The organism is Streptomyces sp. NPDC006450, from assembly GCF_040612195.1.
In the GTDB taxonomy this organism is placed as follows: Bacteria; Actinomycetota; Actinomycetes; order Streptomycetales; family Streptomycetaceae; genus Streptomyces.
This window is the reverse complement of sequence record NZ_JBEXPT010000051.1, coordinates 13274-35187: the sequence shown is the minus strand read 5'-3', so window position 1 is coordinate 35187 and position 21914 is coordinate 13274. Positions and strand designations below refer to the sequence as shown.

24 protein-coding genes are annotated in these 21914 nt (G+C 70.7%); 19 read left to right on the top strand and 5 right to left on the bottom strand.

Annotated features, from left to right (window positions below; genetic code table 11):
* Positions 1–11: 11 nt before the first annotated feature.
* Positions 12–1289 carry an amino acid deaminase gene (locus tag ABZY57_RS17615; RefSeq protein ID WP_356512815.1) on the bottom strand — a complete coding sequence of 426 codons (1278 nt, stop codon included), beginning with the start codon at positions 1287–1289 and terminating at the stop codon, positions 12–14.
* Positions 1290–1420: 131 nt separating this feature from the next.
* Here ABZY57_RS17615 and ABZY57_RS17610 point away from each other — a divergent pair, with 131 nt between their 5' ends.
* The 4 genes from ABZY57_RS17610 to ABZY57_RS17595 all read left to right on the top strand — a co-directional run bounded on the left by ABZY57_RS17610 (position 1421) and on the right by ABZY57_RS17595 (position 5291).
* A complete protein-coding gene (locus tag ABZY57_RS17610; protein ID WP_356512836.1) occupies positions 1421–2194 on the top strand; it encodes an IclR family transcriptional regulator in 774 nt (257 codons plus the stop codon).
* Complete coding sequence (locus tag ABZY57_RS17605; RefSeq protein WP_356512813.1) at positions 2191–2601, top strand: RidA family protein; 411 nt, start codon at positions 2191–2193, stop codon at positions 2599–2601. Before ABZY57_RS17610 ends, ABZY57_RS17605 begins: the two co-directional genes overlap by 4 nt.
* 162 nt (positions 2602–2763) lie before the next feature.
* Positions 2764–3258 (top strand): lamin tail domain-containing protein, encoded by a 495-nt coding sequence (locus tag ABZY57_RS17600; protein ID WP_356512811.1) that lies wholly within the window; start codon positions 2764–2766, stop codon positions 3256–3258.
* 143 nt (positions 3259–3401) lie between these two features.
* Complete coding sequence (locus ABZY57_RS17595; protein ID WP_356512809.1) at positions 3402–5291, top strand: protein kinase; 1890 nt, start codon at positions 3402–3404, stop codon at positions 5289–5291.
* Positions 5292–5377: 86 nt separating this feature from the next.
* Here the strand turns inward: ABZY57_RS17595 and ABZY57_RS17590 are convergent, their stop codons facing one another.
* Together ABZY57_RS17590 and ABZY57_RS17585 are read right to left on the bottom strand one after the other, a co-directional pair.
* Complete coding sequence (locus ABZY57_RS17590; protein ID WP_356512807.1) at positions 5378–6715, bottom strand: M14 family metallopeptidase; 1338 nt, start codon at positions 6713–6715, stop codon at positions 5378–5380.
* 109 nt (positions 6716–6824) lie between these two features.
* Positions 6825–8498, bottom strand: coding sequence for a glycosyl hydrolase family 18 protein (locus ABZY57_RS17585; protein ID WP_356512835.1), 1674 nt, complete (start codon positions 8496–8498; stop codon positions 6825–6827).
* Between the two features lie 394 nt (positions 8499–8892).
* On the opposite strand from ABZY57_RS17585, the gene ABZY57_RS17580 reads away from it, so the two are divergent.
* From ABZY57_RS17580 to ABZY57_RS17515, 14 genes are all read left to right on the top strand, one after another.
* Complete coding sequence (locus ABZY57_RS17580; protein ID WP_356512805.1) at positions 8893–9801, top strand: hypothetical protein; 909 nt, start codon at positions 8893–8895, stop codon at positions 9799–9801.
* 39 nt (positions 9802–9840) lie between these two features.
* Complete coding sequence (gene cpaB, locus ABZY57_RS17575) at positions 9841–10545, top strand: Flp pilus assembly protein CpaB (RefSeq protein WP_356512803.1); 705 nt, start codon at positions 9841–9843, stop codon at positions 10543–10545.
* A 7-nt stretch (positions 10546–10552) separates the two neighbouring features.
* Positions 10553–11860, top strand: a complete 1308-nt coding sequence (locus tag ABZY57_RS17570) for an AAA family ATPase (RefSeq protein ID WP_356512801.1) — start codon at positions 10553–10555, stop codon at positions 11858–11860.
* Positions 11861–11914: 54 nt separating this feature from the next.
* On the top strand, positions 11915–12247 hold the full coding sequence (locus ABZY57_RS17565; RefSeq protein ID WP_356512799.1) for a TadE family protein: 333 nt from the start codon (positions 11915–11917) through the stop codon (positions 12245–12247).
* A 1-nt stretch (position 12248) separates the two neighbouring features.
* The gene (locus ABZY57_RS17560; protein WP_356512797.1) at positions 12249–12626 is read left to right on the top strand and encodes a TadE/TadG family type IV pilus assembly protein; all 378 of its coding nucleotides are present in this window, start codon (positions 12249–12251) and stop codon (positions 12624–12626) included.
* Between the two features lie 7 nt (positions 12627–12633).
* A complete protein-coding gene (locus ABZY57_RS17555) occupies positions 12634–14016 on the top strand; it encodes a CpaF family protein (protein ID WP_356512795.1) in 1383 nt (460 codons plus the stop codon).
* The gene (locus ABZY57_RS17550) at positions 14013–14951 is read left to right on the top strand and encodes a type II secretion system F family protein (protein WP_356512793.1); all 939 of its coding nucleotides are present in this window, start codon (positions 14013–14015) and stop codon (positions 14949–14951) included. The genes ABZY57_RS17555 and ABZY57_RS17550 overlap by 4 nt, the downstream gene beginning before the upstream one ends.
* 13 nt (positions 14952–14964) lie before the next feature.
* Entirely contained in the window at positions 14965–15855 is an 891-nt protein-coding gene (locus ABZY57_RS17545; protein WP_356512833.1) for a DUF5936 domain-containing protein, read from the top strand.
* A gap of 3 nt (positions 15856–15858) precedes the next feature.
* Positions 15859–17106: a histidine kinase gene (locus tag ABZY57_RS17540; RefSeq protein WP_356512791.1), complete on the top strand. Its 1248-nt coding sequence runs from the start codon at positions 15859–15861 to the stop codon at positions 17104–17106.
* On the top strand, positions 17106–17795 hold the full coding sequence (locus ABZY57_RS17535) for a response regulator transcription factor (protein ID WP_356512831.1): 690 nt from the start codon (positions 17106–17108) through the stop codon (positions 17793–17795). The genes ABZY57_RS17540 and ABZY57_RS17535 overlap by 1 nt, the downstream gene beginning before the upstream one ends.
* Before the next feature lie 110 nt (positions 17796–17905).
* A complete protein-coding gene (locus ABZY57_RS17530) occupies positions 17906–18109 on the top strand; it encodes a hypothetical protein (protein ID WP_356512789.1) in 204 nt (67 codons plus the stop codon).
* Entirely contained in the window at positions 18106–18744 is a 639-nt protein-coding gene (locus ABZY57_RS17525; protein ID WP_356512787.1) for a pilus assembly protein TadG-related protein, read from the top strand. Before ABZY57_RS17530 ends, ABZY57_RS17525 begins: the two co-directional genes overlap by 4 nt.
* Positions 18745–18774: 30 nt before the next feature.
* Entirely contained in the window at positions 18775–19362 is a 588-nt protein-coding gene (locus ABZY57_RS17520; RefSeq protein WP_356512785.1) for a hypothetical protein, read from the top strand.
* Positions 19363–19366: 4 nt separating this feature from the next.
* The gene (locus tag ABZY57_RS17515) at positions 19367–20002 is read left to right on the top strand and encodes an OmpA family protein (RefSeq protein WP_356512783.1); all 636 of its coding nucleotides are present in this window, start codon (positions 19367–19369) and stop codon (positions 20000–20002) included.
* Positions 20003–20039: 37 nt separating this feature from the next.
* Here ABZY57_RS17515 and ABZY57_RS17510 read toward each other — a convergent pair whose 3' ends face one another.
* Both ABZY57_RS17510 and ABZY57_RS17505 read right to left on the bottom strand, forming a co-directional pair.
* Positions 20040–20237, bottom strand: coding sequence for a hypothetical protein (locus ABZY57_RS17510; protein WP_356512781.1), 198 nt, complete (start codon positions 20235–20237; stop codon positions 20040–20042).
* Between the two features lie 11 nt (positions 20238–20248).
* Positions 20249–21100 carry a helix-turn-helix transcriptional regulator gene (locus ABZY57_RS17505; protein WP_356512780.1) on the bottom strand — a complete coding sequence of 284 codons (852 nt, stop codon included), beginning with the start codon at positions 21098–21100 and terminating at the stop codon, positions 20249–20251.
* Between the two features lie 252 nt (positions 21101–21352).
* Here ABZY57_RS17505 and ABZY57_RS17500 point away from each other — a divergent pair, with 252 nt between their 5' ends.
* Positions 21353–21853: an ATP-binding protein gene (locus tag ABZY57_RS17500; RefSeq protein ID WP_356512778.1), complete on the top strand. Its 501-nt coding sequence runs from the start codon at positions 21353–21355 to the stop codon at positions 21851–21853.
* Positions 21854–21914 lie beyond the last annotated feature (61 nt).

Here is a 21914-nt window from a genome sequence, read left to right as displayed (position 1 = left end):
CCCTTCGAGGCTCAGAAGAAGGTCCGGACGTACTCCGTGACCGTGCCGTCGGCCTCCACCACCGGGATCAGCGGCCACTTCTCGAAGATCGTGCACGGGTGCGACATCCCCAGCGCCACCCAGTCGCCGACCTGCACGTCCTCGGCGGAGTCCGTCTCCAGCCAGGCGTGCTGGTCGGAGAGCTTGAGGACGCGGATCCCCGTCGCCGGGCGCTCGGCGCCGGTGAGGGGGTCGCGGACGAGCTCGGCCTCGGGCAGCCCCAGGTCGTAGGCGATGTCCCGCTTGCCGGCGTTGAGATACGCCTGCGTGGGGGAGGGGCGGGAGACCACCTGCGCCCAGAGCCGGAAGGCGGGGCGCAGCCCGCCCTCCTCGGGCACCCGGTTGAAGGGGGTGAGGCGGGTGTACCAGCCGTGGTCGTGGGAGACGTACGCACCGGAGCGCAGCAGCTTCAGGACCGGCCGCGAGAGCTCCGGCAGCTCGGCGAACACGTCGGCCACGGCGTCGAACCAGGCGGATCCGCCCGCGCTGACGACGATCTCCCCGACCCCCTCGAACCGCCCGGCCTTGTCGAACTCGGCCGCCAGGGCGGTGAGCCGGCGCAGGTAGGCGTGCACGGAGTCCGGGTCGGCCCCGGGCACCTCCGCCTCGTACCCGGCGATGCCGACCAGGCGCAGGGTGTCCGTACCCGCCACCGCGTCGGCGACGGCCCGGCAGTCCTCGTCCGTACGGGCCCCCGTGCGGGCGCCTTCCCCGGCGCCGAGCTCGACGACCACGTCGATGCGCTGCGGCTGGCCCTGGAGTGCCCGGTCCATGAGCTGGACCCCGCGCACGGAGTCCACGTAGCAGACGAAGCGGAAAGCGGGGTCCGCGGCGAGCTCGGCGGCCACCCAGCGCAGGGCCGCGGCGTCGACGAGCTCGTTGGCGAGGAAGATCCGCTGGATGCCGAACGCCCGGTAGACGCGGGCCTGGTGGGGCACGGCCGCGGTGATGCCCCAGGCCCCGTGGTCGAGCTGACGCCGGAACAGCTGCGGGGCCATGCAGGTCTTGCCGTGCGGGGCGAAGGCCAGGCCGTGGCGCTCGGCGTAGGTGCCGAGGGCGGCGAGGTTGTGGCTCAGCGCATCGGCGTCGAGGGTGAGCACGGGCGTGGTGAACCCGCCGGTGTAGAGGCTCCGCCGCTGGGCGGTCAGCTCCCCGACGGTGAGGCCCGCCTGCCCGGCATCCGGGGGGAGGCCCTTGAAGCGGTGGTCCACCGGTTCCTGGGCGAGGGCCTGGACGGGGTCGCTGGGCATGTGCGTGTGCCTCCCGGAGCGTTGCGGTTGTTGCGTATGCTGCAACAGTCGTTGCGTGTACCGCTGCATGCTGTCTAACATCCCGGATGACGACGGGTCAACGGGTCCGGTTCCGTACGGAGGTACGCGGCGTGAGCCAGTCGGTGGAGCGGGCGCTCCGGATCCTGCCTGCCCTGGCCAAGGGCCCGGCCGGGCTCGGCGAGGTCGCCGAGGTGCTCGACGTGCACAAGAGCACGGCCCTGCGGCTGCTGCGGACCCTCCAGGAACACGGCTTCGCCTACCGGCAGAGCGACGGGCGCTACCGGCTCGGCGCCTCCCTCTTCGCACTGGCCGCCGAGTCCATCGAGAACCTCGACGTGCGCGAGATCGCGCATCCCCACCTGCTGGAACTGAACCGGACCACGGGGCACACCGTGCACCTCGCCCTCCACCAGGACGACGAGGTCGTCTACGTCGACAAGGTGGACAGCCGCTACGCGGTGCGGATGTACTCGCGCATCGGCCGGCCCGTCCCCCTCACCGTGGCCGCCGTGGCGAAGCTGCTGATCGCCGACCTGCCGGAGCCGGAGCGCCGGGCCCTGGCCGCGCGCATCGACTACCCGGCCTACACCTCCCGTTCCACCCCCGACGCCGCCGCGTACCTGCGCGAGCTGGACCTCGTACGCGCCCAGGGGTGGGCCACCGACATCGGCGGCCACGAGGAGTCCCTGAACTGCCTCGCCGCCCCCGTCCGCGGACCCGACGGCCGGGTGGTCGCCGCGATGTCCGTCTCCGCCCCCGGCGTGGTCCTCCCCGTGGCGGGGCTGCTCGAACTCCTCCCGCTCGTACGGCAGACCGCCGACGCCATCGGCCGCGAGTACTCAGGCTCGGGCCCCGTGCAGGAACAGGAAGAAGACAGGCCATGACCGACAAGACCGCGATCACCCCCGCCACCCACACCGACCCGCCCGCGAAGTTCTCGCACGGCGTCCGCAAGGGCACCATCCTCCAGGTCGCCGGCCAGGTCGGCTTCCTCCCGCACGTGGACGGGCAGGAGCCCACGCCGGCCGGCCCCACCCTGCGCGAGCAGACCCTCCAGACGCTGGAGAACGTCCGCTCGGTCCTGGAGGCGGGCGGTGCCACCTGGGACGACGTGATGATGCTGCGCGTCTACCTCACCGACACCACCCACTTCGGAGAGATGAACGCGATCTACAACGCCTACTTCGAGGAGCAGAACCTGAAGCAGGCCCCCTCCGCGCGCACTACCGTGTACGTGGGCCTCCCGGGCGGCCTGCTGATCGAGATCGACGCCCTCGCGGTGCTCGGCTAGAGGGTCGCCCGCCCCTGCGTTCCACGGGAGTTGGCGGCCGGGGCGGGTCCGGCGTGGGCAGGCTTTCGGCCTGCGTCCCAGAGTGTGTGCGAACCGGTGATCACCTTCCGTGTCCTGTGTATCTTGAGCGCGCTTTGTACACACGATGTGGGGGGAACTCTCTTGCGCAAGCTCTCTGTCATAGCCGCGGCCGTCGCCACCGGCACGCTGGCCGTCCTCGCCGCCACCCCGGCCCAGGCCACCGAGTCCGGGTTCTCCCTGAAGATCCGCGGAGTCCAGTACGACGCCCCCGGCGCGGACTCCAACAGCTGCTCCACGGGCAACACCGCCGCGGAGTACCTGACGATCAAGAACTACTCGACCACGTCGACGGTCAACCTCAAGGGCTACGTCGTCAAGGACGCCGTCGGCAACCGCTTCACCTTCACCAACAACCACTACCTGCAGCCCGGTGACTTCGTGAAGCTCCGCGGCGGCTACGGCACCGAGTCCGACGCGAACAACGTGGCCTACCGCGGCAGCTGCAACTTCATCTGGAACAACGACCGCGACACGATCTACTTCTCCACCCCCACCGGCAAGATCGCGGATTCGCACGCCTACACCAAGAGCGGCTCCGACTCCGACGGCAACGGGTACATCACCTTCCACGGCTGACGGGCGCAGACCGGCGGCGGGCCAACTCCCGCCGTCGGGCACGCGGTCCGGGTCCGGGACGCGATCGCGCATTGGGTACCCTCACGGATGACTTCGGGGCGTCGGCGGGGGCCGGGGAACGCCGCCAGCAGGGATGGAACCTCATGAGCAGCGCACCTTCGGCAGGCATCTTCCAACCGCTCAAGGCGGACGACCCGGAGGTCGTGGGCGGCTACCGGCTCGCGGCGGTGCTCGGCGCCGGCGGCATGGGCAAGGTGTACCTCTCGTACACGCCGGGCGGCCGGCCCATCGCCATCAAGGTGATCCGGTCCGAGTTCGGCGAGGACCCCGAGTTCCGGCGGCGCTTCCAGCAGGAGGTGCGGTCCGCGGAGCGCGTCCAGGGGCTCTACACCGCTCCGGTCATCGACTCGGACACCGAGGGCGCCCAGCCCTGGCTGGCCACGGCCTACGTGCCCGGCCCCTCCCTCGCGCACGCCGTGGCCCACCACGGCGCACTGCCGCCGCGCAGCGTGCTGCTGCTCGCCGTCGGGGTCGCCGAGGCCCTGACCGTCATCCACGGCGCGGGCATCGTCCACCGCGACCTGAAGCCCGCCAACGTCCTCCTCGCCTCCGACGGCCCGCGCGTCATCGACTTCGGCATCGCCCGCGCCGCCGACACCACCGCCCTGACCAGCACGGGCGTCAGCATCGGCACCCCGGCGTTCATGGCGCCCGAGCAGGCCTCGGCGGGCACGGTCACCCCGGCCACCGACGTCTTCGCCCTCGGCCAGATCGCGGCCTTCGCGGCGATCGGGTCCTCCGTCTACGGGGACGGGCCCTCGCACGCCGTGCTCTACCGGATCGTGCACGAGGACCCCGACCTCAGCGGGCTGCCCGAGGAGCTGCGGCCCCTGGTGACCCGCTGCCTCAGCCGCGACCCGGCCGACCGCCCGGCCCTCACCGAGGTCATCGAGCTGTGCCACGCGGCCTCGGCCGCTCCGCTGCGCCAGGGGGAGGACTGGCTGCCGCGCGCGATCGCCGGCTCCATCACCGAGCGGGTGCACCTGCTGCCCGCCGCGGCGCACACCCCGCCGCCGGCGGCGGCCCAGGCGCCGACTCCTACGGAACTCGCCCCGCAGCCCCCGGCCCCGAGCGCGCCTCCGGCACCCGCCGCCGCGCCCGGGTACACGCCCACCGGCCTGGCCGCCTCCCCGACGCACGCCTCCCCGACGCACGCCGCCCCGACGCACGCTCCTCCGGCGCAGCCCGGACAGGCGACCGTGCCGAGCGGCTACGGGACACCGCCGCCGTACGGGCAGCCCCAGCACCAGCAGCCCCCGTACGCTCAGCCCTCGTACCCGCAGCCTCCGCGCCCGCAGCCTTCGTACGCACAGCCCTCGTACGCGCAGCCCGGGTGGGGGCAGCAGACGTACCCGCCCGCCCCGACCCGCCCCAAGCGGACCGGGCTGATCGTCACCCTGTCCGTCGTGGGCGCCGTCATCGGGCTCGCCGTCCTCGGGAACCTGCTCCCGGACGGCTCCAAGAAGAACGGTGCGGCCGGGTCGCCCGGCAGCGGTGGCACCACGGCGGGCGCCAGTGCCTCCCCGGGCAAGGCCGCCAAACCCGTCGACCCGCAGCCGGTCGAGTACAAGGGCATCGACATGCCCGGATCCCACCGGCTGCTGCTCGCCGACAATCCGCCGCGTCCGGCGGAGGAGCCGAACGGCGGGGGCGTGAAGTACGGCAAGGGGGACCTCTACTACTACCGGGACTCCGTCTTCGGGAACGACGAGTTCGGCACCGCGAACGGGAAGCTGGTCCTGCTGAACAACGCGGAGAAGGGCTCGCTGGAGACCTGCCGCAGCGTGACCCGCTTCACCGAGAAGATCAGCCTCGACCAGCTCACGGTCGGATCCCAGGTCTGCGTCCTGAGCGACGCCGGGCACGTCGCGGTGGCGACCTACCGCGGCAAGTCGGGGGCGAAGGAGTCGAGCCAGTACATCACCCTCGACCTCACGATCTGGCGCAACGCCGAGGAGGCGAAGAAGGACTAGCCGCAGCGCACGCGGAGGGGCGCCCCCCTGGCGGTGGGGCGCCCCGGTTCACGTGACGGGTACTGCGACAGGCGCTGCGGCAGCCGCTATGAGCAGTACTGCGCCTGCTTGCCGATCGACCGGTACATGCAGTCGGCGTTCTCCAGGAGCTGCAGCACCGCGTCCTTGTTGCGCGCCGTCTCGCGGTCGATGACCTCGTCCGGCGGGTAGAAGCCCCCGCCGCCCGAGCCGACCGGGTACATCTCGAAGGTGTAGCCGAAGATCTTCTGGTCGCCCCACAGCCAGTCGTCGATCGTCCCGTCGGTGATGTACAGGTCGCTCGACTGCTCCGGCGTGTAGCCGTTGCTGGCCGCCATGCTGGTGCCGATCTTCTTGAACACGGCCAGGTCGTCGGCGGTCAGGCCGGGCGCCGTGTCGTTGTACGTCCACCCGAACGGCCACAGCACGAGCTCGCTGTACGTGTGGAAGTCGATGGCGGCCGTGATCTGCTGCTTGCCGCCGACCACGCGGCTGCGCACGAAGTCGGAGACCGCCTTCACCTCGGGCGCCGACTCGGCGGCCGGGCCCCGGTAGGTCTCGGAGCTCTTGCTGCTGCTGGAGCCGCCGCAGCAGCCCCACTTGTAGTTCCAGTTGCGGTTCTCGTCCGTGCCGACGTAGGAGGAGCCGGCGTTGGGCTGCCGGTTCTTGCGCCAGGAGCGGTACGAGCCGCTGGCGATGTCGTACTCGCCGCCGTCCGGGTTGAGGTCGGGGATGATCCAGATCTCGCGGCCGTTGACCATGTTGGTGACGCGCGAGTCCGTCCCGTACTTGGAGCCGAACTCCTTGAGCAGGTAGAGGGCCATCTCGACGGTCAGGTGCTCGCGGGCGTGCTGGTGCGCGGTGAAGAGCACCTCGGGCTCGGCCTCGTCGGTCGCGACGTTGTCGCTGATCTTGATCGCGACGAGGTCCCGGCCCTGGTAGGACTTCCCGATGACCCGCTTGCTGATGATCGAGGGGTACTGGGCGACGCGCTGGTCGATCTCCGCGCTCGCCTCGGCGTAGTTGTGGTAAAGCGCGTCCTTCGACGGGAAGTCGTTGATCCCGGCGGCGATGTCGCGCCCGTCGGAGCGGTCCGGCGGTCCGGGCAGCGCGGTCAGCTCGTAGCCGAGGGCGCGCAGCTTCCTGGCCTGCATCGTGTCGGCGCTGACGACGACCGAGCGGGCGTCCACCTCGTCGATCGAGATCCCCGTACGGAGCAGGGCGGTGCGTTCGGCCGCCGTGGCCGGGCCCTGGATCTCGTACTGGGCGATGGACTCGTCCTGGGTGGCGGTCGACGGGGTGGGTGGCGGGGCTGCCGTCGCGCTCATGCCGTAGGCGGGTGCGCCGAGCGCGAGCGCGAGAAGGGCCGCTGTGATGGCGGCCCTTCGGCGGTGGTGGAGCCGCATGCGTTCTCCTGGGTGGGAGTGTGGGGGTAGCCGTGCGGACGCGCACAGCGTGCTCTCGTGGCATGTCCGGGTCAAGAACTCGAATCGGCCACCCCCACACACCTACCTGCTACGGCAGGCCGTGGACCTTCGGACCCACCGCGTTGGACCAAGCGCTACCCGCTTTGGCGTCCCAGTTGGTCGACCAGGTCATCGCGCCGCGCAGTCCCGGCCAGGTCTTCGACGGCTTGAAGTTTCCGCAGCTCGTGCCCCGGGTCAGGCAGTCCAGCGCGTTGTTCACGATGGCCGGCGAGACGTAGCCGCTGCCCGCGCCGCTGGGCGAGGCCGGGACCCCGATGCCCACCTGCGAGGGGGCGAGCCCGCCCTCCAGCTGGATGCAGGCCAGCGCGGTGAGGAAGTCCACCGAGCCCTGGTGGTACACGTTGCCGTCGCAGCCGTTCATCGATCCGCTGTTGTAGTACTGCATGTTGACGACGGTCAGGATGTCCTTCACCGCGAGCGCCGTCTTGAAGTAGCCGCCCTGCGTCGACTGCATGTCGATGGTCTGCGGGGCCATGGTGAGGACGAGGGAGGGGCCGGCCTTGGCCGACAGCGCGCGCAGCGCCTGGGTCATGTAGGTCGGGTTCAGGCCGTTCTCCAGGTCGATGTCGATCCCGGTGAAGCCGTACTCCTGCATCAGCGCGTACGCGGAGTTCGCGAGGTTGGTCGCGGACGTCGAATCGTTGACCGAAATGGTGCCCTTCTCGCCGCCGATGGAGAGGATGACGGACTTGCCGGCCGCCTTCTTCGCGGCGATGTCCGCCTTGAACTGGGGGACCGTGTAGCCGCCGAGGCCGGCCGAGTCGAGGTTGAAGGCGATGGCGCCGGGCGTGGACGTGGCATCGGCGAAGGAGACGGCGATGATGTCGTACTGCGCGGAGACGTCGGAGATCTTCTGGATGGTCGCGCCGTTGTTGAAGTTCTGCCAGTAGCCCGTCAGCGCGTGCTTGGGCACCGCCGGGTTCGGGTTGCCGCCCCCGCCGCTGGTGGTGGTGCCGGGGACGGCCGCGCCCTTCGTGCCCTCTCCGGCGGCGTTGTACGCGCTCACCTGGAAGGAGTACGTGGTCGACGCGGCGAGCCCGGTGATCTGCGCGGAGGTGCCCGAGGTCACGGTCTGGACGCGGACGCCGTCCTGATACACGTAATACCCGGTGGCCCCGCTGACCGTGTTCCACGAAAGGGTGAGCCCGCTGGAGCTCTGGCCTGAAACGGCGCTGCCGGAGGGGGCTCCGGGGATGGTCGGCGACGGGTCGGTGCCGCCACCGCCGTCGGGGCCGAAGACGCTGAACTCGTCGACCACGAAGCCCGGCTGGCCGTACCAGCCGTGGGTGTAGACGGTGACCTGGGTGGTGCTCGGGCCGGTGGTGAAGGTCGTGGACAGCTTCTGGAAGCCGCCGCCGGTGCCGGGGGTCCAGGTGGAGACGTCCTGGGTGCCGGTCCCGGTCGCGCCGAGGTACACGTACGAGCCGTTGACCTGCTGGCTGAGCGTGTAGGTCGAACTCGGCTTGACGGTGACGACCTGGCTGCACCGGGCGTTGTCCTGGCCCGCCGGGGTGGCCTTGAGGGCTCCGGCCCCCGCGAAGACGGGGGAGGAGACGACGGCGCCGCTGCCGGAGGTGCACGTCCAGTTGGCGAGGCCGGACTCGAAGCCGCCGTTGCGGACGACGTTGACGTCGGCGGCCTGGGCGGTGCCGGTGGTCAGGGCGGTGAGCCCGGCGGCGGCGAGGGTCACGGCGAGCGGGATGGCGAGGGAGCGTATGCGGTTCACGTGGGCTCCGGTGGGGGGAGTGGGGATGTGAGGACGCGTCAGGGAGTGGTCGGGGGCAAGTGGGGTGCCCCGCAGCCAAGTTGGTCTAGTCCAATGTCCCCTGTCAAGAGTGTTTGCAATATGGCTTGATCCGATCGACCCGGCCATCGCCTTCCGGTGACTTCCGATCCTTGTTGTCCGGATTTTCCCGACCTCCGTGACACGTGCCGGTGGCACGGGAATCCGCAAGGCCCTGCCCTGTCAGGAAGGACGCGGATATGGTGCTGGGGCAAGGGGGAGGGGTGTTGATCGTTTGCGGTCGCGCAGCATGCGCGCCCGCACGGCGGCCAGGGGAACACCCGCGGATGACGGGGTGAACGGGGGGACGCGCGTGCCGATCGCCATTGCTGTCACCAGCGCCGATCTGGTGCTGCCGGCCCCGGACCGGCACACTCCGGCCGGCGCCGTCCTGCCGCCGCCCGAGGAGCTCGACCTGGAGGGCGCGCTCGCCCAGGCGGCCGGCCTGCTGGAGCGCCACGGCCACCTGGTGGTCCTCGTGCCGTCCTGGCTCCGGGTCTCCGCCGTCCGCCGCCTGCACACCGTCCGGGCCATCCTGGAAACCGACCGGATCGCCCTCGTCGACGTCGACCTCCCCCCGCTGGGAACGGCCCTGCTGGCGCGTCAGCTGCGCCAGCTCAGCATCAGCGACTTCAGCCCCGGAGTCCTCGCCTCCGCGGCCCGGCTCCTCGCGCACTACGTCTACGCCGGCGCGCTGCTCGGCTCGGTCGCCAAGCTGGACCGGGTGCCGGTCGGACTCAAGGCGCACGCGAAGTCCTGGTCCCCGAACGCCCAGTTCGCCGTACTGGCACACCCGACCCCGCACCTGGTCAAACTGGGCTCGGGCTCCGGCGGAACCCACGGCGGCGGCGCCACGCTCCCCCCGGGCCCCGACTTCGCCACCCACCTCACCTTCGCCCGCGGCCAGCTCACCACCGACTGGGTGGCCTCCGAGCTGGCCCCCGCGTGGCGGGTCCAGGGCGTCATGGAGAACCAGCTGCCCGCCGACTCGCCCGCCTGGTGGGGAACCCCGAAGCTGGTGGAGTTCGCGGCCGCCATCCCGGACCCCTCGGTGCTCTACCAGCTCGTCGCCTCGGTCCGCCGCGAGGAGTGCCGCTGGTGCGGCTTCGAACTCATCGGCGACCGCTGCGGCTTCTGCGCCGCCCCGCTCCTCGCACCGGCCCCGCCGCCCCCGGCGGCCTCCGCGGCCCAACTCCGCCCCAGATCCAGATCCAGACACTGACCGGCCCGAACGAATGAAGAACGGCGAGGTAAGACGGCCATGAACTCACGCCAGCGCCGCGGCGTCATCCTGCTGATCCTGTCGGTCCTGTGCGCCCTCGCCGCCTTCGGCGGAGTCCTCGTGGTGGTGGGAGACGTCAACTCCAAGGTCGGCAACGAGGTCGTCGCCTACCGGGTGAAGGGCGACATAGCCCCGTACACCCCCCTGGCGGCCGGCCAGTTCGAGCAGGTCACGGTCCCCGAGCGGTGGCTGTCCAAGACCGCCGTCACCGACCTGGCCGCACTCAAGGACAAGCTGGCGCTCACCGCCCTGAAGAAGGGCTCGCTGCTCCAGAGCGACATGTTCGTCGACAAGCCGAAGCTCCAGGCCGGCGAGCAGGAGATCGCGATCATGATCGACGCCTCCACGGGCGTGGCGGGCAAGATCACCCCCGGCTCCAAGGTCAACATCATCGGCACCTACAAGAGCAAGAAGGCGGACGGCCCCGACCAGTCCGTGCTCATGGTGGCCAACGCCCGCGTCATCAACGTCGGCAAGCTGACCCCCATCGACTCCAAGGACAGCGACAAGAAGAACACCACCGACGCCGTCCCGATCACCTTCGCCCTGTCCACCAAGGACACCCAGCGCGTCGCCTACGCCGAGTCCTTCGCCGTGCACGTACGCCTGGCCCTGGTGGCCCCCGGCACCGACTCGGCGCCCAACCCGGGCGACCACTTCTACACCCTCGAAGGGGACAGGTGAGGCGCCGATGACCACGCGCATCCTCCCCGCGGTCGGCGACCCGGAATCCGCCCGCATCATCGCCACCCTGCTCAGCCAGCTCCCCGGCGCCGAGCCGGCCGCCCCCGTCCCCGACTCCACCTTCCTCCTCGACATGCTCGCCCGGCTGGCGGGCGAGTCGATCGACGAACTGCCCGAGGTGGTCCTCGTACACGAGCGGATCGGTCCGCTCCCCGTCCTGGACCTCATCCGCGAGGTCGCCCTGCGCTTCCCCGCGGTCGGCGTCGTCCTCCTCACCTCCGACGCGAGTCCCGCCCTCTTCTCCGCCGCCATGGACTCCGGCGCCCGCGGCCTGATCGGCCTGCCCCTCTCCTACGAGGAGCTCGCCGCCCGCGTGCAGGCCGCCGCCCAGTGGTCCGTGGGCGTACGCCGCCACCTGGGCCGGGGCCCGGAGCTCCCCAGCGGCCCGGGCGGCAAGGTCGTCACGGTCACCGGGGCCAAGGGCGGAGTCGGCGCCACCTTCGCGGCCGTGCAGTTCGCGCTCGCCGCGGTCGCCGCGGGACGGCGTACCGCCCTGGTCGACCTGGACCTCCAGGCCGGCGACATCGGCTCGTACCTCGACGTGCAGTTCCGCCGCTCCATCGCCGACCTCGCCGGCATCCAGGACATCTCCCCACGCGTCCTGCAGGACGCCGTCTACGACGACCGCACCGGCCTCGCGCTGCTCCTGGCCCCGGCCGACGGCGAACGCGGCGAGGAGGTCGACGACCGCGCCGCCCGCCACGTGATCGCCGCCCTGCGCGCCCGCTACGAGCTCGTCGTCATCGACTGCGGCACCCAGGTGACCGGCGCCAACGCGGCGGCCGTGGAGCTCGCGGACGTGGCCGTCCTGGTCACCACCCCGGACGTGGTCGCGGTACGGGCGGCCAAGCGGATGGTCCGGATGTGGGACCGGCTCCAGGTCAGGAAGGCCGAGGAGACCACGATGGTCGTCAACCGCTGGAGCAAGCAGACCGAGATCCAGCCCGCCCTGATCGAGAAGATCACCAAGACCCGTTCGGTACGCACCCCCGTGCCGGCCGCCTTCAAGGAACTCCAGGCCGTCGTCGACGCGGGCCGGGTCCAGGACCTCGACAACCGCTCGACGGTCAAGCAGGCCCTGTGGGCGGTGGCGGGCGAACTGGGGCTGCTGACCGCCCCGGAGACCCAGGACGCCCCTGCGGCCGAGCCCGGCGCGGCCCTGGCCGTACGCGGCTCCGGGCCGGTGGCCCGGCTGCGCGGCAAGGGCGACCGGGGCGCACTCGGACCGTGGACGCGGCGCGGGCGGGAGGGCTGAGGGGTGGCCGGGCGGAGACGGGACCGGTTCCGGTGCCGGGGGGATCAGGGGCAGGTGGCGATCGAGTTCGTCGGCATGCTCCCGTACATCCTGCTCGTCGTGGTGGCCGTGTGGGAGTGCGTGCTCATCGGGTATGCGTACTCCTTGGTGGGCAACGCCGCGGACGAGGCGGCACGGGTGGGGGCGGTGCACGGGGGCGGCGCCTGCCGGGAGGCCGCGCTCGAGCACATCTCCAGCGGGTGGGACGCGCCCACCGTGGAGTGCGGGGCCTCGGGGAACCTCTACAAGGCCAGGGTCACGCTCAACCTCCCCCTCCTGTTCCCGGGCTTCGACATCGGCGTCCCCATCGAAGGCCACGGCGGCTCCCCGAACGAGCAGGAGGACTGAGATGAACCGACTGCGCACGATCCGCAACGGTGATCGCGACCGGGGCCAAGTCGCCCTGGAGTACATCGGGTTCCTGCCCTTCCTGCTCCTGGTCGGGCTCGGCGGCATCCAGCTCGGCTGGACCGCCTACGTGACACAGCAGGCCGAGACGGCCGCTCGTACGGCGGCACGAGCGGAGGCGCGCTATCCGGGGGAGGGGGTGGCGACGGGCCTGGCGGCGATCAGGCCGAGCCTCGCGGCGCGAACGGTCATCGCGCCGGCCACGAACGAGGACGCGATCACGATGACGGTGACCATCACGATCGAGTCGATCCTGCCCGGAGTGGGCGAGCGCTCCGTCATCCGGACCGCCGTCATGCCCAACGACGATCCGAGGTGACCGGACCATGAGCCTGCGTTCCAGGGTGAACACCCCCGACGACCGCCACAACCCGCGCGAGGACGGCCGCCTGGTCTCCTCGTACCGCGCCAAGCTCCTGGAGGAGATCGACCTCGCCGAGATGTCGGCGCTCGCGCCCGCAGAGCGCCGCGCGCGCCTGGAGCGCGTCCTCGGCCACATCATCAGCCGCGAGGGACCGGTCCTCTCCACCGTCGAGCGTGCCCAGCTCATTCGCCGCGTCGTGGACGAGGCCCTCGGCCTCGGCGTGCTCGAACCGCTCCTCGAAGATCCGACCATCTCCGAGATCATGGTCAACGGCCCCGACCAGATCTTCGTGGAGCGCTCCGGCCGCGTGGAGCAGCTCCCGCTCCGCTTCGCCTCGCACGAGCAGCTGATGCAGACCATCGAGCGCATCGTCTCCACGGTCAACCGCCGCGTGGACGAGGCGAACCCGATGGTCGACGCCCGCCTTCCCAGCGGCGAGCGCGTCAACGTGATCATCCCGCCGCTCTCCCTGACCGGCGCCACGCTCACGATCCGCCGCTTCCCCCGGGCCTTCACCCTCCACGAGATGATCGGCGTCGGCTCCCTGGACGAGCAGATGGTCCTCCTGCTGTCGGGCCTCGTGGCGGCGAAGATGAACGTGATCGTCTCCGGCGCCACCGGCACCGGCAAGACCACGCTCCTCAACGCCCTCTCCGGCCTGATCCCGGAAGGCGAGCGCGTCATCACCATCGAGGACTCCGCCGAGCTCCAGCTCCAGCAGGCCCACGTCATCCGGCTCGAGTCCCGTCCGGCGAACGTGGAGGGCAAGGGCGAGATCACCATCCGCGACCTCGTCCGCAACTCCCTGCGCATGCGTCCCGACCGCATCATCGTCGGCGAGGTCCGGGGCGGCGAGACGCTCGACATGCTCCAGGCGATGTCCACCGGCCACGACGGCTCGCTCGCCACCGTGCACGCGAACAGTTCCGTCGACGCCCTGATGCGCTTGCAGACCCTCGCGTCGATGTCGGAGGTGGAGATCCCCTTCGAGGCCCTCCAGGACCAGATCAACAGCGCCGTCAACGTCGTCGTCCAGCTCACCCGCTTCGGCGACGGCACGCGCCGGATCACCGAGATCTCCGTCCTCGACTCGCACGGCCGCGAGCCCTTCCGCATCACGACGGTCTGCCGCTTCGCCGCCCAGCCCATGGGCGCGGACGGCCGCGTCCACGGCCGCTTCGCGTACTACCCGCTGCCGCGCTGGATCGCGGACCGCCTCTACATGAACAACCAGCCGATCCCGCAGGCCTTCGGGGTCGCGTCGGCGGACGACCCCCTCACCGGACCCCTCCCCGACCCGCTCACCGGCCCCCTCCCCGCCCGCATCACCCGGACTGCCCTGTGAACCCACTGATCCTCCTCACCCTCGGCGCCACGCTGCTGGCCTGCGTCCTGGTGGTCGCCGGGCTCCACGCCTACGCCGCCGGCCGGGCCCAGCGTGCCGCGCTCATCGAGCGCCTCTCGGCGACCGGCGTCCCGGCACCCCCCGGCCGCATACGCCGCTTCCCGGGCGTGGACCGGCGCCTGCGCACGACCAAGCTGGGCCGCGGCATCGAGCGCAAGCTCGCGGTGACCGGCCTGGACCTCACCGTCGGCGAGTACTTCGTCTACATGCTGGCCACGGTCGCCGGGATCTGGCTGGTCTCGGCCTCCTTCCTGGCCCCGTTCTTCGGTCCGGTGGCCGGCCTGATCGCCCTGTGGGGGGCCAACGCCTTCCTCAACTGGCAGCGGGCGCGCCGCACCGAGCGGTTCATCAACCAGCTCCCCGACCTGGCCCGGATCCTCGCGAACGCCACCCAGGCCGGCCTGGCCCTGCGTACGGCCATCGGCATGGCCGCCGAGGAGCTGGAGGCACCGGCCGGCGAGGAACTGGCGCGGGTCGCCGACCGGCTCGCGGTGGGCCATTCCATCGAGGAGGCCCTGGGTGAGATCGAAGAACGGCTGCCGTCCCGGGAGTTGGTCGTCCTGGTCTCCACCCTCGTCCTGTCCGCCCGCGCGGGCGGTGCGATCGTGGGCAGCCTGCGCAATCTGACGGTGACGCTGGAGCAGCGCAAGGAGACCCGCCGCGAGATCCGTACGCAGCTCTCCCAGGTGACGGCCACCGCGTACCTCGTCCCGGTGATGGGGGTCGGCTCGCTCCTCCTCGTGGACGCGATGATGCCGGGCGCGCTGGACCGGATGACCGGATCCGTCTTCGGGCAGACCGCCGTCCTCGTCGCCCTGGGCCTCTTCGTGCTCGGCTTCCTCGCCATCCGCCGCCTGTCCAAGATCGACGTATGAGGAGGCCGGCATGATCGCCCTGCTCCTGGCCCTGGCCGTCGGCCTGTCGGTCTTCGGCGCGTTCCACGGCATCCGGCTCTACCGCGCCGACACCAAACTCCCGTCCGACCTGATGCTGGCCCTGGAAGTCGGCGCCACCCGCACGACGGCCGTCGGCTCGCTCATCGACCGCATCGGCATCCGCTACGCGCCGCTGATACTGCGCCTGATGGGCCCGGACCGGGTGGCGCGCAAACGCCGCCAGATCGACACGGCGGGCAACCCGTCCGGCCTGACCATCGACCGCTACGCCGCCCGCCGGGCCGTCTACGCCTTCCTGGGCGCCGTCGGGGCCTTCGCCATGCTGGTCAACGGCCAGCTGATCCTGGCCCTGCTGATGGTGGCCTTCGGCCTGTTCTGGATCGAGGCCGGCCTCTGGTCGGCGATCAGGATCCGCCGCGACCACATCGAGCGGACCCTCCCGGACTTCCTGGACGTGCTGGCGGTGGTCGTCAGCGCCGGGCTCGGCTTCCGGCCCGCGCTGGAACGGGTCGCGGACAAGTACGAGGGCCCGTGGTCCGACGAGATCCGGATCACCCTCCAGCAGATGACCATGGGCGTCAGCCGCCGCCAGGCCTTCGACGAGCTGCGCCGGCGCAACGACTCCGAGCAGGTCGCGCAGTTCGTCACCGCCCTGCAGCAGGGCGAGGAACTGGGCTCCCCGATCGTGGACACCCTGATCGCCATCGCCGAGGACATGCGCCGTACCGACGCCCAGAACGCCCGCCGCCGGGCCGCCAAGGCCGTCCCGAAGGCCACCTTCGCCGTCACGATGTTCATGCTGCCCGGGACGATGATCCTCCTGATCGGCGGGTTCGTGTACGGAGCGGACGTCGACTTCGGCGCCATGTTCGGGGGCGGGTGACCCATGCCCGCATCGCTGGACGTGGCGGCGTCCGCCACCGCCCGGGACCGGCCGTCCGCACGCACCGCGGCGCAGCTGCCGATCGCCCTCCAGGCCAACGCCCTCCAGGCGCTGTGCCGCCAGGTCTTCGCCTTCCGCCTGGTCATGATCGCCCTCGGCACGCCGGTGGTGCTGAGCCGCACGGCACCCGGGGCACCGACACACCTGGCGGGCGGCGCGGTCCTGCTCGCCTTCCTGCTGTCCTACGTCCTGTTCCGCGACTGGGAACGCTTCGGACCGCTGCTCCTGCGCCACCGCTGGCCGCTGGCGGTCGACTGGGTGTTCTTCAGCGGACTGCTGGTCCTGACGGCCACCCCCGGCTCCCCGCTCCTCCTCACCTCGGTGTGCACCCCGCTGCTGGCCGGGATCGTCTACGGCCGGCGCGGCGCGGCGGTCTACGCGGCGGTCCAGGCGGCCGTGGTGGCGGTGGTCGCCGAAGCGCTGGTGCTGGCGGTGCTCTGCCTCCTGGCCGGCGCGGCCGGGGCCTGCCTGCGCGACGTCCTGCTCCGCTTCGGAACGGCCGGCCAAGCCGTGCTGGAGACCCGCGCCCGCCTGGCGGTGGCGCAAGCGGTACAGGCCGAACGGGACCACCTGGCCCGCGAACTCCACGACTCGGTGTCGAAGACCCTGCACGGACTGGCCCTCGCCGCCGACTCCCTGACCCGCACCACCGACCCGGCGACCCTGCGCCGCCAGGCCGCCCTGGTGTCCGGAGCGGCCCGCCGCGCGGTCGCGGAGTCCCGGGACGTACTGGCCGACCTGCGCCGGGACCTGGACGCGCCGGCGGTCTCCCTGGCCTCGGAACTCCGGGCCCGGATCGGCCCCGACCCCGGCCCCGACATCACCGAACTGCGCGTGACCGGCACCCTTCCGATGGTTCCCTCCCCGGTGGCCCGGCACCTGCTGGCGGTGGCCGGGGAGGCGGTGGAGAACGCCCGGCGGCATGCGGGAGCCGCGCGCATCACGGTCGAGGCGGCCGTCGACGCCCCCGACCTCCTGCTCGTGATCGAGGACGACGGCCGGGGCCTCCCGGACGGCATCGACCTCGCGGTACTGGCCGGCGCGGGCCGTTTCGGGCTGGTCGGCATGACGGAGCGAGCGGCTGCGGTCGGTGCACGCCTCGACATCGGAGCCCGCCCGGGCGGGCACCCCGGGACCCGGGTCCGGCTGGCCCTTCCGCTGGCGGCCCTGGCTGTGGGGGGTGGTGCGTGATGGCATCGTCCCTGCGCGTCCTGATCGCCGACGACAACCCGGTCGTACGGGCCGGCCTGGCGGCCCTCCTGGCCACCGCGGAGGACATCCAGGTGGCGGCCGAGGCGGTGGACGGCCGCGAGGCGCTCCACCTGACCCGGCTCCACGCCCCCGACGTGGTCCTCCTGGACGTCCGGATGCCGGGCGTGGACGGCATCTCCGCGCTGCCCCACCTCGTGCGGCTCGCCCCGGTGCTGATGCTGACGTACAGCCAGGAGTCGGAGATCGTCCGCGAGGCCCTGCTGCTGGGTGCGGGCGGCTACTTGGTGCACGGCGAATTCACGCCGGACCACCTCGTCGCAGCCGTCCGCGACGTCCGCGCGGGGCGGGCGCACTTCAGCCCGACGGCGGCGAGCGCGGTGCTCGCGGAACTCCGGGGCTCTTCGCATCCGCAACGAACTGTGGGACAGTCGTTGGAGCGGCTTCCCAACCATGCTGTGTTCGGGCTGAGTTCGCGTGAGGAGGAGGTCATGGATCTCATCGCTTCCGGCATGAGTAACCAGCAGATCGCAGCCAGTTGCTTTATCAGCGAGAAGACGGTCAAGAACCACATCAACCGGATCTTCGCGAAGCTCCAGACCGCCACGCGCAGCGAGGCGATAGCCCGTTGGCTGGGAACCGCCCGTCCGGGGGTGGCTGGCCATGGGTAGACGGAGTGCGCAGTGGGTCCGTAATTGGGCCCCGGGGCCCTTTGCAACTGCTGGTGCGCCGACGTACCGTCCGCGAACCGATATCGGCGCCGGCTCTGGAGAGGACTCCCATGCAGAACCTCAGACTGCTCAAGGCGATCGTCGAGCGGAAGGACCGCGTGCGGCGGGGTGGGGACGAGGGGCAGACGGTCTTCGAGTACCTGGGGATCATCGTGATCATTGCGCTGATCATCACGGCGATCATCGCGTCCGGGCTGGCGGGCGACATCGTGGGTGCCATCGATGGGGCCTTGCAGGACATCACGGGCGGATGACCGGGCCAGGCTCGCGTGACCGGGGGCAGGTTCTCCCCTTTTACGTTGCGATGATGGCCTGCCTGCTCTTCGCCGCGTTGGCCTTCGTCGTCGTCGGGATGGCGGGGGCCACGCGCAGCGATGCGCAGGGTGCTGCCGATGCGGCGGCGCTCGCGGCTGCCCGGGAGGTCAGGGACAACGCCTTCATGGGCAGGAGTCTCCTTACCCTCACACCGGAGGAGTGGGAGGAGATCCTCAGGGGTCGTCGCTTCGATGCTGAGGGGGCCTGCGCGAAGGCTCAGGGCTTTGCTGGCTCGAACGAGGCCAGGCTGCCCACTGCGGAATGCGATTTCGACTCTCTGGAGTTCACCGTCACGGTGACCACCAACGGCACGGTGGGAGACTCGGTCGTCCCGGGGACCGAGAACCTGCATGGCCAGGCCAGGGCGACGGCCTTGATCGAACCGCGCTGCTCACTGCAACCCGCGCCCACTCCAACGCCCACCCCGACACCGTCGCCAGGGGGTGGCGACACCGTACCTGGGCCCATAGGCATTCAGTGCCGGGGCGGAGGGGAGATCACCGTGGATCCTTCGGATCCAGGACCGTTGCACAAGCTGGCGAGGAAGCTCTTCAGCGTGCGACTGGTCGACTGATAGCGAACGAGAGACAAGGAAGCGGCGTACATGAGCATTCGGCAGAAGGTGAAGGTCCGCGGGGGAGCGGCCGTTGCGGTTGCGGCGGTCTTGGCCCTCGCGTTGGCCGGGTGCGGCGGAGCAGGTGAGAAGCCGAAGGAGTCCCAGAAGTCCTCGACTCCGCAGAACCAGGAGAGTACCCCTCAGCAGCCCGCGCCCAGCGCAAGTAAGAATTCGGGACCTCTCGAAGTAATTGCTACGGCGCAAGGGCCTTCCAGTCTCGTATTGGAGATCAATTCGGCTGTTCGCGACCAAGACGGGTATGTCACCGTCAGTGGTCAGATCAAGAACACAGGTTCCGAGAGGGTCACCAGCCTCGGGGCCTTGCGAGGCGAAGAGAGGACGGCTAGCCCCGGCTCCGTTGCCGGCGCAAGTCTGGTCGACGCTGTTGGCAAGAAGCGCTACCTCGTGCTGCGTGACACAGAGGGGCGATGTGCGTGTACTACCGGCCTCGCGTCCATTAAGGGTGGGGAGAGTGTCGCCGTCTTCGCACAGTTCCCCTCGCCGCCGGCCACTACCACCGAGGTCGTGTTCGGTCTGCCGAGCTTTGCCGCGGCCACCATCAAACTCTCCGGGTGACCTCATGACCAAACGCCATCGAACCACCGCAGCCACGGCCGTCGCCGGTCTCGTCATCGCCAGCGTGCACTTCATCGGCGCGACCAGTGCGTATGCCGACGACGTCACGCCGTCCGTACCCCCCGGGACGGAACCTTCCGCCGCGGCGCCCGTACCCATCAAAGCCGACTCCCCAGGGCTGAAGCTCCCCCAGGGCGGCATTCTCGCACCCCCGAAGGTGCTGGACATGGTGGAGGTAGTCGAAGATCTCGGCGGCGAAGAGCGGCGCCAGGAGACGAACCAGACCGTCATGATGGCGCTCCAGTCCGAGGTGATGTTCCCCGAGGACAGCGCCGTCTTCAATGCACAGGCCGCCGCCCGCATCCAGGCCATCGCGCAGGAGATCAACACCCAGAAGGCCACCACCGTCCGGGTTTTCGGCTTCACCGACGACCAGGGCAGCTACGAGCACGGCAAGGAACTCTCCAAGAAGCGAGCCGACGCCGTGCAGGCCGAGCTGGCGAAGACGGTGACCAACCCGAGCGTCACCTTCGACGTACGCGGCTACAGCGAGGACTACCCGATCGCCGACAACGGCACCGAGGAAGGCCGCAAGAAGAACCGCCGCGTGGAGATCACCTTCCCGCGCAGCATCAAGTAGAGCGGGACCCCGCTGTCCGCTCCGGCGGGTGGCGGGGTCAGTCCGCCAGCAGGTGGTCGGCCTTGCCGGCCTTGATGTCCCGGATGAGCTGTTGCAAGGCTTCACGGGTGTCGGTGAGGTACGTGTCCTCCTGGCCGGAGAGGGCTATGTAGCTGTTGCCGTCCCCGTCCACCCCGATCCGGTAGCAGGAGTTCCCCTCGCCGCAGAAGGGGTCCTCCCAGGTCACGTCGGTCACGATGTCCCCTCTCACAGTTCGCTCGCGATGGAATGGATGAAGTCCCGGGATGCCTCCGGGGATAGCGCCATCTGCTCCATCAGCTCGAAATGAGCTCGGTACTTCGCGAGTTGGGTCTCGGCATGGAGGAAGTCGGGCCCGTGCGAGTTGTCGATCTGCACGGTGTCGAGTTGCGCCGTCGGCCCTTCCGCGTAGAGCACCGTTTGTCCTGCTCCCGGAAAGCCGCCCGCCTCGAACGGGAGGACGAGCAAAGTCACATTGTCCTGTTCGGAGCGCTGGATCAAGTGGTTCAGCTGCGCCCGCAGGATGTCCGTACTGCCGAACCGCAACCGCAGAGCGGCTTCGTGCACGACGGCTACGAACGCGGGAGCGTTCTCGCCGTCCAGGACGCTCTGGCGCTCGACGCGCAGTGCCAGCCGCAGCGCGACCTCGTGCTCGGGGAGTGCGGGGATGACCATGCGGAACACGGCGAGGGCATGGTCCGAGGTCTGGAGCAGTCCCGGCATGTGGTGCGGGTACGCAACCCGCATGCGGATGCTGCGCGCCTCCAGCTCGGCGATGTCCAAAAAGCCTTGCGGTACTTGGCCCCTGTAGCGGTCCCACCATCGAGGGCCGGCGGGCAGGGCCATGTCCGTCAGCCCGGCGATGTACCGCTCGTCGTCAACCTGGCAGTTGGCTGCCAGTGTGCGGATCCGTTCGGTAGAGATGGCGCGGGTGCCCGACTCCATGGCGGAGATTGCGCCGCGGTCCACGCCCAGCAGGCCCGCCGTGAACTCGGCCGAGAGCCCTGCTGACGTGCGCATTCGGCGCAGTTCGTACCCCAGTCGCTTCTGGCGCTCGGTGGGAGCTGTCCTCGCGGTCATGGGGTGCAGTCTTACGCGTCACCGGACCCTCGTGCACGAACGGCTGACTTCTCCCGGACGGCGGGCCAAAAAAGGCCCGCTTCGCGCTACATTCGGTAATGCACGGCTCACGCAAGGGAGTTGGAAGTGCATCGCCGCAGCATGCCTCGGCCTCGGCGACGAGCCACTGCCCCCATCAACGCGAGAGCAATCCGTGCGCGTCGAGCTCACCGAAGTACACGTCGCCATCCGCGTTACGACAGGGAGTCCGTCATGCTCAGCCCCTTCATGCCCCCCAGCCCCGGCTGCTTCGACGCTTGTCCGCCGAGCGACGAGCCGCCGTCCCCCGACGGGCTGTCGTGCAGCCTGACCGTGCCCGGGGAGCCGTACAGCGCCCAGATCGCGCGCAGCACCGTACGGTCCGTCCTGCACGCGCATCGCCTCGACCGGGTCGTGCCCGCGGCCGTGCAGGTGGTCGGTGAACTCATTGCGGCGGCCTGGTACTTGGATCCCGGCCGGAGCCTGTACCTCGCTCTCCGCCACCGCGAAGGCGCCCTCCGCCTCACCGTCTACGACGGGCACACCCCCCACTCCCACCCCCGCCTCGCCGCCCACTGCGAGGCCCGCCGACGCGCCGCACTGCGGGTGATGGCCGCCGTGGTGCGGGACTGCGGCGGGGCCTGGGGCTTCGGGGAGTCCCGGGAACCCGGGGGCGGGACACGAACCTGGGCGAGCCTGCCGGTGGCGGGGGCTGCCGGGTACCTCACCTCCTGACGGCAGCTCAGGATGAGGTGAGTAGGCGTACTCATGTGGCCGGTGAACCGGTCTCTGCATG